At 45.3% G+C, this 9454-nt stretch carries 6 protein-coding genes and 1 pseudogene; 2 read left to right on the top strand and 5 right to left on the bottom strand.

Annotation, left to right across the window (positions count from 1 at the left end; genetic code table 11):
* Positions 1-371 (bottom strand): annotated as a pseudogene (locus tag QUB13_RS10210) (iron uptake porin); the annotation flags it as partial.
* A 160-nt stretch (positions 372-531) separates the two neighbouring features.
* Here QUB13_RS10210 and QUB13_RS10205 point away from each other — a divergent pair.
* Both QUB13_RS10205 and QUB13_RS10200 read left to right on the top strand, forming a co-directional pair.
* A complete protein-coding gene (locus QUB13_RS10205) occupies positions 532-1263 on the top strand; it encodes a sucrose-phosphate phosphatase (protein ID WP_333380383.1) in 732 nt (243 codons plus the stop codon).
* A gap of 248 nt (positions 1264-1511) precedes the next feature.
* A complete protein-coding gene (locus tag QUB13_RS10200) occupies positions 1512-1865 on the top strand; it encodes a DUF6464 family protein (RefSeq protein ID WP_333380387.1) in 354 nt (117 codons plus the stop codon).
* Between the two features lie 91 nt (positions 1866-1956).
* Here QUB13_RS10200 and QUB13_RS10195 read toward each other — a convergent pair whose 3' ends face one another.
* The 4 genes from QUB13_RS10195 to QUB13_RS10180 all read right to left on the bottom strand — a co-directional run bounded on the left by QUB13_RS10195 (position 1957) and on the right by QUB13_RS10180 (position 9417).
* Positions 1957-2301 (bottom strand): late competence development ComFB family protein, encoded by a 345-nt coding sequence (locus QUB13_RS10195; protein WP_333088531.1) that lies wholly within the window; start codon positions 2299-2301, stop codon positions 1957-1959.
* Positions 2302-2370: 69 nt separating this feature from the next.
* Complete coding sequence (locus QUB13_RS10190) at positions 2371-2679, bottom strand: DUF1830 domain-containing protein (RefSeq protein ID WP_333380382.1); 309 nt, start codon at positions 2677-2679, stop codon at positions 2371-2373.
* Between the two features lie 699 nt (positions 2680-3378).
* Positions 3379-6852, bottom strand: coding sequence for a PAS domain S-box protein (locus QUB13_RS10185; protein ID WP_333380381.1), 3474 nt, complete (start codon positions 6850-6852; stop codon positions 3379-3381).
* A 645-nt stretch (positions 6853-7497) separates the two neighbouring features.
* A complete protein-coding gene (locus QUB13_RS10180; RefSeq protein WP_333380380.1) occupies positions 7498-9417 on the bottom strand; it encodes a response regulator in 1920 nt (639 codons plus the stop codon).
* Positions 9418-9454 lie beyond the last annotated feature (37 nt).

Here is a 9454-nt window from a genome sequence, read left to right as displayed (position 1 = left end):
TCTGTTTGGGGTAAAGTACGATCGACCGTTGCTGCATCTGTTTGGGGTAAAGTACGATCGACCGTTGCTGCATCTGTTTGGGGTAAAGTACGATCGACCGTTGCTGCATCTGTATCTGTTTGCGGTAAAGTACGATCGACTGCCGAGTTAGTATCTGCTGAGTTAGTCTCTGCTAACTGAGGCATTTCAATAGATGCAGCAGCCTGCGCTGCGTCGGCGGTAGCCGCAGGGACGGCACTCGCCTCTAGCGCAACTTCTGGAGTTGAGCTATCCTGAACTTGAGCTATGGCTGCGATCGACCCCAAAGGCACCGCCGCACCAGAAATCAAGAAAGACAGCCAAAAAGCTTTAACGGAGGTTAAATTATTCACCAAAACACTCACACCACTTGTTAAAAATTAAATTTGGCCAATCTTAAACGATCGGATTGCTTACAAATGTATTTTGTTTAACAAATTCTTATAAATAGTTAAAAAAATTTGAGGAAGCAATCGCTCGCTAATCACTGATGACTACTGATTAATTCCCAAAATGAAGTTTTTGTTAGTTACAGATTTAGACAACACGCTAGTCGGAGATGACGAAGCAACTCAATTTTTCAACCAGCGCTTGCAATCTATGCGATCGCAAATTTGTTTGGTTTACGCTACCGGGCGCTCTCATGCTTCGACTTGCGAATTAATTGCCGAAAAACAACTGCTAGCACCGGATTATTTAATCGCAGGTGTAGGTAGCGAGATTTACCAAGATGGCACTCTGGATTTAGATTGGGCTCAATATATTTCTCAAAATTGGGATAAAATGGCGATCGCCTCTTTAGCTCAGCAGTTTAAGAAACTTAAACCCCAATCCCCACAAGCACAAAATCCTTGGAAAATCAGTTATTGTCTGGAACCGTCAACAGAACACAGCTCGATTCTTCAGGAATTGCAGCAAAAACTAACAGCATCGGGACTGGTCGCTCAAATCATTTTTAGCAGCAATCGCGATGTAGATATTTTACCGGAAACTAGCAATAAAGGTAATGCCTTGACTTATTTACAAAAGCGCCTGCAAATTCCATCAGAGTTAACATTAGTCTGCGGCGATTCTGGCAACGATATCAGTATGTTTGAACAAGATGTTCGGGGGGTAATCGTCGCTAACGCTATGTCCGAACTCTTAGCATGGCATCGCGAATTCGGCGGCAACAATCATTATTTAGCTCGCTCTGCTGGCGCTGGAGGAATCATGGAAGGAATGGCATATTTTTGGGAATTTTGATGGCACAAAATCCGGTTTTGTTCCCAGTCAGGATGACCGTCCTCATCGGGAGCATCTGTGTTTTGCATTTAAAGCCTGCGAGCACCTAAGCGAGCTCGCGCCCGATCGAGATCCGAGGACTGAAGTCCTTACTACAAACGCACCGCAAGTCCCGCAAACCTTTAAAATCCGTTCAGAATCTCCACCGCATCTCGATCGAACCTGTGAGTGCGATAGCATCAGCGTATACTAGCTTGCCAGACCGCCACATGGAACAAAATACTTTACCAGTAGAATTAATTTTATCTCACCCCCGCCAATCTTTAGGCAGTATTCGGCTCGATTGGACACCGCAACCGGGGAACTATCTAGATTTCGAGGAACAAACCTATGCTGTTTTGGAACGCCACCACCGCTATCAACTCAAATCCGGCCGCTACCAACTGCAAAAAATTGCCCTGTACGTGCAGTCTGTCGCACCGCCGACGGAAAGAACATTTGTCAGCGGTATCTGGATTATCGGAGATCCTAGCTGTCGCTTTAACGCTCGATCGGAAATTCTCCGCTGTGCTGTCAAACCTAATGGCCCCTGCGACGGCTGCGGGGATTACCAAAAGTGTTAATCGCGATCGAACAGGTACACAATTATAGCTCGATCGCTCAACCGAGAGTGCCGAGCCGATCGGCATCTCCCCCATCAAGCGAAAACTATTCTTACCAACTAGCAACCCTCTCACCAGATTTAACTTGTTCCCAAACGCCACAATCTATCTTCTGATAGCTGTGCAGCACGTCGCGAATCCCAGTATGAATCAAATTTTCTATGTGCAGCAACTGCTCTGAAGAACAGCGAATCTGCACTTTTTGGTTGAGAGACTCACCGGAGTCGATCGCAATATATTTATTAGGAACTCGGCTGAGTACGTAAGCAATCAAATCCTGCCGCAAGCCCCAAGGGGAAAAAGCTTCTTGGTAAGGATACTTGGGATAAGACCCCAAGATAATTTCTACTTCCTCTGTCACTAAAGCCAAGGTCATATTGACAAGATTTTTCTGCATTTTCCCGTCCTAAAACACTACTTAACTAATATTTTTTCCCGTGCTAGTTGTTCGGATTTCTCCTTAATTTTAGCGCGACAATACCGCACTTTTTTCTTTAGGAACAACCAGATCAAACTCAGAACTAACCTCTTCTATAACCCGCAGCACGTAGCACGGAATCTTGTCCGATAAAATAGCAGTTGCTACGGCGCAGGTGTGAATTTCTAAGACTGCTTCTACCGCAGCTTTAAACATCAGTCGCTCTCCCGGAAACACCACCCTTTCAAAGTACCAATTAGGAATGTTCCCAATCCGAACCACCTGAATTTGGTTCGTAGTATTTGGGTAATAGCACAAAATGTGGTCGCTATCTTTAGAAGATACCCGGTCTAACATTTAACAAATCTCCACAATCTTTCAAAAACTTATGCTGTGGCACCAGTTAATCGAAAGCACCATCCCTGACCCCGACTCCCCAGACTGCAGGTTTTTTCTTCGGCAGCGGGATACTGCTGAGAGTGTGACCTTCAACTGTAGAACCTAAAACAAACAATATCTAAAAAATCTGAGGGAATTATGAAGACTATCATTTTTTTTTGATGAATATACTTTTGCCCCAGCAGGCATTACCGCACTAGCGCAGAAACCCGGGTTTTTTACCTAATCTGTCGGCTGCAGACTCTGTAATTCGTGAAAAATCAAGGTGATTGCCGCCCGCGCGCCAGTCCTAAAAAAAACTTCGCTACATTCGACAGTCCGGGTTTTTAACCGGTGCTTGACGCAAGTCTCGGAAACTTCAACAACAGTTATCGGCGCGCACATAGTGTAGAGTTCGCTCAAATTTACGCGCCACAAAAAACCCGGACTCCCCGAGGTGATCTGTGAAACTTCTGGGGAATCAGGGTTTAAAGTAACCAATCACCCGATCTCAAAGCTAAATCAAAAAAATGAGGAAATTCTGAAAACAGCCGAATTAGGATTTTCCTGGACGCAGAAACCCGATTTATTAACATAATTGCGTGATTTTTGCAAGGAAATTACCGCGATTTTAGCGGGTTTTACCTTGATATTGTCGCTTTTTTCCGAGATTATTAGCTAACTTTTTTCCCCTTCGCTTTCAAACGGTCCAGGCACCGTGAAATAGAAACTGCTGCCTTCAGAAACAACACTTTCGGCCCAAATTCTGCCGCCGTGCTGCTGTACGATGCTGCGACAGATAGCCAAACCCAAACCCGTACCTCCTTTTTGGCGCGAGTCAGAAGCATCTACCTGTTGAAATCGTCCAAAGATAGTTTCTAGTTGATCGGCAGGAATCCCCCGACCCCGATCTTTGACTTCAAATAAAACTCGTGAAGCGTAGCTATCCCGTAGGGAATCGCCCAAATCTTCAACCCTGACAGTTACTGTACACCCGCTCGGCGAAAATTTAATCGCATTGCTCAACAAATTTACCAGCATTTGAACGATTCTGTCGGGCTCTGCCCAAACTTGTGCAGAAGAGGGCAAAATCGATAAATTAATTTGATTTTCGGCCGCCACAGACAGCACAGCTTCCGCAGACTTCCGCATCAAAACCTCCGCGTCGCACCACTGCTTAATAATCGTAACTTGGCTCGATTCTAGCCGCTCTAAATCGAGAATATCATTGACCAAACGCACTAACCGTTCGGTCTGGTTCGACGCAATTTGTAACATCTTATTGGCCGTTTCCGGTTTGTCTTTGAGTACCCCAGCAGCCAGCAAACCTAAAGAACCGTGAATTGAAGTGAGCGGCGTTCGTAGTTCGTGGCTGACAATGGAAATAAACTCATTTTTCATTTTTTCAATTTCCCGGCTTTCTGTGATATCCGTGACTGTGCCGACGTGACCGATTAGTTGACCTCGGTTGGAAAAAATCGGAGCTGTTTTTAGCCAACAAAACCTGATTGTTCCGTCTAGTTTGACGTGGCGAAATTCGCAGGAAAAGACCTCTTCTAGCGATCGCGATTCCGACCATTTAGACCGAATTAGTTTAATGTCTTCCGGGTGAACAAACTGCATCCAGCCGCTTCCCAAAGCTTCTGCTGCTGTGAAGCCACCAATTGCTTGACAGCGCGGATTTGTATAGGTACATTGTCCCCCACCATCGATTTTGAAAATGCCCACGGGGGAACTCTCGCTCAGAGAGCGAAATAAAGCTTCGTTTTCCCGGAGTTCTGCTTGAGAATTTTCTAGTTCTCTGGTTCGCTGCAAAACTCGCATTTCTAACCGTTCGTTGAGCTGTTGGAGGGCGGCTTCAGCTTGTTTGCGTTGCGTAGCTGCCGCCACGGCATCGCTAATATCGCGCTGCACGGCAACCCAATGGGTAAAGCAACCACTTTCGTTGGTTATGGGAACAATACTCAATTCTACCCAAAATTCCGTCCCGTCTTTGCGGTAATTGATCAACTCAACCCGCACCGGCTGCCAATTTTTCAAAGCTGTCCGAATGCTATCTAGACTTGCTCTATCTGTTTTTTCTCCTTGCAAAATGCGTGGCGTTTTGCCCAAAACTTCTTCTAGGGTATAGCCACTCATCCGCGTGAAAGCTGGGTTGACATACAGAATTCGCGGGCCCGGTTCGTCAATCGGTTCAGCTTCGGTAATTAACACCGCGTCGTTAGTTGTGGTGACTGCAGATTCCAACAAACGCAACTCTAATTCTCTAGCTTTGCGATCGGTAATTTCTCTAACAGTCCCCACCATCCGCACTGCATCGCCCGCTTCGCTATAAAAAAACTTACCTTTCCCCTCAATCCAGTGAATGCTGCCATCAGGCCAAATCACGCGGTATTCGTGACAGAAGTTCGATCGCTGCACTCGCGCCACATTCACAGCATTCTCCAAACTTTCTAAATCTTCTGGGTAAATGCAGGCTACAAAATTTTCATAATTTCCGGCAAAAGTTCCCAGTACCAAACCAAACAACTCTTGGTGTTCCCTCGACCAAACAATGTGATTTTTCTGCACGTCCCAGTCCCAAAATCCGATTTTGGTAGCCGACAAAGCTAAGTTAAGCTGCTGGTTGATTTTCCGCAACTCAATGCTAGCAATCGCCACTCGCAGTTCTCGGGCAATTTCAATTTCGCACTGCTGCCAAGGCAAAGATTTTAACCTCACAGTTTCTTGCCACAAATCAAAGGAAGTGCGAGGAGACATCAACCTGCTACCATCCGGTTTAAATTCAATTGGCCAGTCTGGTTGACCTGCCCAATTGACAGTTTGAATTGCTTCGGGACGGAACCACAAAATATAATAATTTTGCATTTCCGACAAAGCCATCACCAGCAAACCGCTAGCAACTTCTTTAAACTTCTGGGCTGGCGGATACAGTTTTGCCAGACAATCTGTATAAAAAATTTCATTATTTATTTGAGGTTTTATCCAAGCAATTAACTTCTCGATTTCTCCTGATTCCGGGGTTTTGCCGGTAGCGATCAAATTTTCATTGGCACACACAACTCCACCGGTAGCCCCCACCAATGCCAGCCATGCCTCTGGGGATTTAAGTAAACCTTCTACAAAACAGTTTTCTTGAGAAAATTCTGCGATAAATTTACGGCAAATTTCTTTTAAAGAAATTGCATAGTTTCGATCTTCGCTATCTTGTTTGTAGTTTAGTTCTAAATTGACAAATTTGGCTAGTAATTCGCAAGTCTTTCTTGTTCTGTAGTTGAGATACTTTGGTGTTTGGTGGTGACAGGCGATTAATCCCCAGAGTTTTTGGTCTTTCATTAATGTCACAGTCATGCTAGCGCCAATCTTCATATTTTTTAGATATTGAAGATGGCAAGGAGAAACTGTTCTCAACAAAGAAAATTCCAGCTCCAGAGGGCGACCGGTCAGCGGATTGCAGTGAGGAATTAGTTGTACGGGCTGATAGTGAATATCGGGAATAAACCGAATTAAATTCATCGTGAACTGGTTTCTGGCCTGGTGGGGAATATCGGTAGCCGGATAGTGCAGCCCCAATAAAGGAGCTAAATTTTCTACTTTGTCTTCGGCGACGACTTTCCCGGCACCGGTGGCATCAAATTGATAGACGACCGCCCGATCGAAACCGATCGTTCTCCGCACTTCTTCAACTGCTGTCTGACACAGCGCTTGCAGGTTTGGCGTGTTGTGGATTTTGTCAATCTGCTGTTGAATCAAATCATCAGAATTGAAACACTCGCTAGCTTTGGGCGCAACAATCGGCTCTAGTTCCACAATTAATACTGAACTTGATTGATGCAGCGTTCCCTCAAAAACAGACTGGCGCTTTTGATTTTTGAATGATAATGTAATACGATTACGTTGAGAGCTGTTTCCCAATAAAGCTTTTTCAATAGCCTCAATTTCCTCACTTTTAACAAATTCCTGTAAAAAATGATCCAAAAGTGCTTCGGGGTCAATGCCGAGTTCCTCAAAAGTATTGTTGCTAACTTGCAAAATTTTCAACAGCGGAGATTCTAGCACCAATAAAATACCGTGAGGTTGAATGGAACCCGGTGCGTAAATTAATTCGTATTCGCTGTCATTGAGAGCGGCTTTGTCTGAGGGTAATACCATTACTTTCGTGTTTTTGTAAATATGTTTTTAAATGAGTTTGTGTTTTTGCCTGTCGGTCATATCCAGTCTGGTCTATTGACCGCAGTAATACCAATTTCATAAAGTAGCGCTACATACTACCTCCCCCCAACCCCCCAAAGCATCGGGGGGCTATGACTTCATCCATAGCAAATCTTTAGAAAAATGGTATAAGGTTCGCGCGTGCGGACTTGCACAGGCTCAATATTGGGTACTTTTGTGGACACGCGGGAACAGTATTTGTTTTGGTAATCGACCTACATGATATCAAACATCGATCGACACGCATCCGAATCGCACGGGATCATCTCAGTTTTGCATTTATAGTGCGAGCACCTCAAGAGCTCGCGAGTGGTACAAGACGCGAGCGGGGACGTTCGCACTACAAAAAAATGCTTTTTGCAAAACACCAGATGCTCCCAATCACACAACCTAACCATCCCAACTCTGGGTGAAAGCTGGGATTGGCAGTTTCGGACATCTGCTGCATGATTGATCTCACGAATCCCCTGAAAACTTTGTATCTCTGGTTTACCGTCGAGATTAGATCCCGCTAAATCCTCCTTAAAAAGCTATGCTCGATCGGCATCTTTCTTAAGGAGGGCGCTGGGAGAATCGAGACTAAGCTTAACCCTGTGTCAGAGACAGTCTGTGTCTGAGTTGGCTTCGTTCCAAACGGTTCAGGAGGCGAGCAATCAATTCCGGTTCTACGATCGGCTTATTCACGTAATCGTCAGCACCCGCAACAAACATTTGGCGCACTATTTCCGACTCGGAATGAGCAGTCAAAAATAGGACTGGGAGCTTGCTCCAACGCAAATCGTTCCGTACTGCCAAACACAACTCAATACCGTTATAACCGGGCATTTCCACATCTAAAATTAGCAAATCGGGACAAGTGGTTTCGAGTACATCCCAGAATTTTTCTGGATTATCTAATGTTGTCACCTGAAATCCCCAAGGTTGTAGAATCACTTTCAGTACAGCCAATAGATGCACGTCATCATCTACCACCATAACTTTGGCTTCTGTAGAGTCCGTATGGTCGAGGAGTTGGGCGACTGCTTTGAGTATATCTGCTGCGGGAATTGATTTGTGTAAAAAGCCGGAAGCTCCCAAACGAGCAACTTCTATTCGATCGCTCAATTGATTGTGCCCGCTAAAAACCATCACCGGAATTTCGGGCTTTTCACTGCGGAGTTCGGCTAGGAGATTAAGTCCGTTTTCCTGAGTTCTGGAAAAGGTCAAATCCAGCAAAATCGCGTCGGGAGGCCGTTGAGAAATCGCATTTCTTGCGGATTGCGGAGAGTTTGCGACTTCTATCTCGAAGCCGGAACCGGAGGCGGCTATTTTTAGTCGATCGCTCTGCAAAGTATCATCATCAACGATCAGGATGCGGTATTGTTGGACAACCTGAGCAACAGGCTCGGTTTCAGGTTCCGGCGGGCGATCGAATACCTGTTTGAGCAAATCCAGAAATTCCTCCATCAGCTCAGCATTCCCAGGTTTTAAGACATTTTCAGCCTTGAACAAATGTTCGATTTTGCGCGCCACTTCCGAACCTTTCGGCAGCCCTAAAGTTCCCAAAGAACCGACTAATTTGTGAGCTTGCTCCTGAGCTTCCCGCCGCAGTTCGCCCTCCAAGCTTCCGCTTTTGAGTTGAGCGATCGCGCGATCGAATATCGACACCTTTTCGCTAAAATCGACTTTTAACTTTTCCCTAATTTGGGCGATCGCACTCAGGACTTTCAAGTGGCGCTCCTCATTATTTAATTCCTGATTCTGCCCGCTGGATTCAGCAGATAAACTCTCTTGACTTCTAGTAGTTTCTGCCGTTTCCTGGAGAACTTTTTGGTTCTCCATATCCTCCGGCAGACTTTTGAGCCGATAGCCCAATCCGTACACAGTTTCGACTAAATCTACCGTCATCCCGGCTGCTTTCAGTTTGTGCCGCAACCCCTTGATGTGAGCGGTAACGGCTTCTTCTTGAGGAAATTCGCCGGACGACCAAATGCGATCGAGCATAGCGCTGCGGCTGAAAATGCGCCGGGGATTTCTCAGAAAAAGTTCCAACAAATTGTACTCTTTAGGAGTCAAATGCAGCATCTTTTCGGCATAAGTGACTTCCGTAGTATCCGGGTTGACTTCCAGTTTTTCCCAAGTCAAATTTGTACTCGACAAACTTGCCTTACCCCGGCGCAACAAAGCCCGAATGCGAGCAATTAATTCTTTCAGATTGAAGGGTTTGACCACATAATCATCTGCACCAGCTTCTAAACCTTCAACTAAATTGCTGCTGCTATCTAGCGCCGTCAGCAGTAAAATCGGCATTTTACAGCCGGACGATCGCAATTTACGACACAAACTAATACCGTCTAATTTAGGAATCATCACATCCAAAACAATCAAGTCGTAATCGTAAGCCCGCGCCAAATGTAATGCTGTTTCACCGTCTGTTGCCGCATTCACATTGTAATTGTGAGCGTTGAGCGATTGAGTTAACAAATTAATTGTAATTGTGTCATCTTCTACTAGCAAAATCTTCATAAATATCACCTTTTAATTAAGCTGTTTGTGGAATTTG

The organism is Microcoleus sp. B4-D4 (assembly GCF_036705185.1).
Classification (GTDB): Bacteria; Cyanobacteriota; Cyanobacteriia; order Cyanobacteriales; family Microcoleaceae; genus Microcoleus.
Note: the sequence above shows the minus strand (reverse complement) of the source record. Positions and strands in the feature narration are given on the sequence as shown.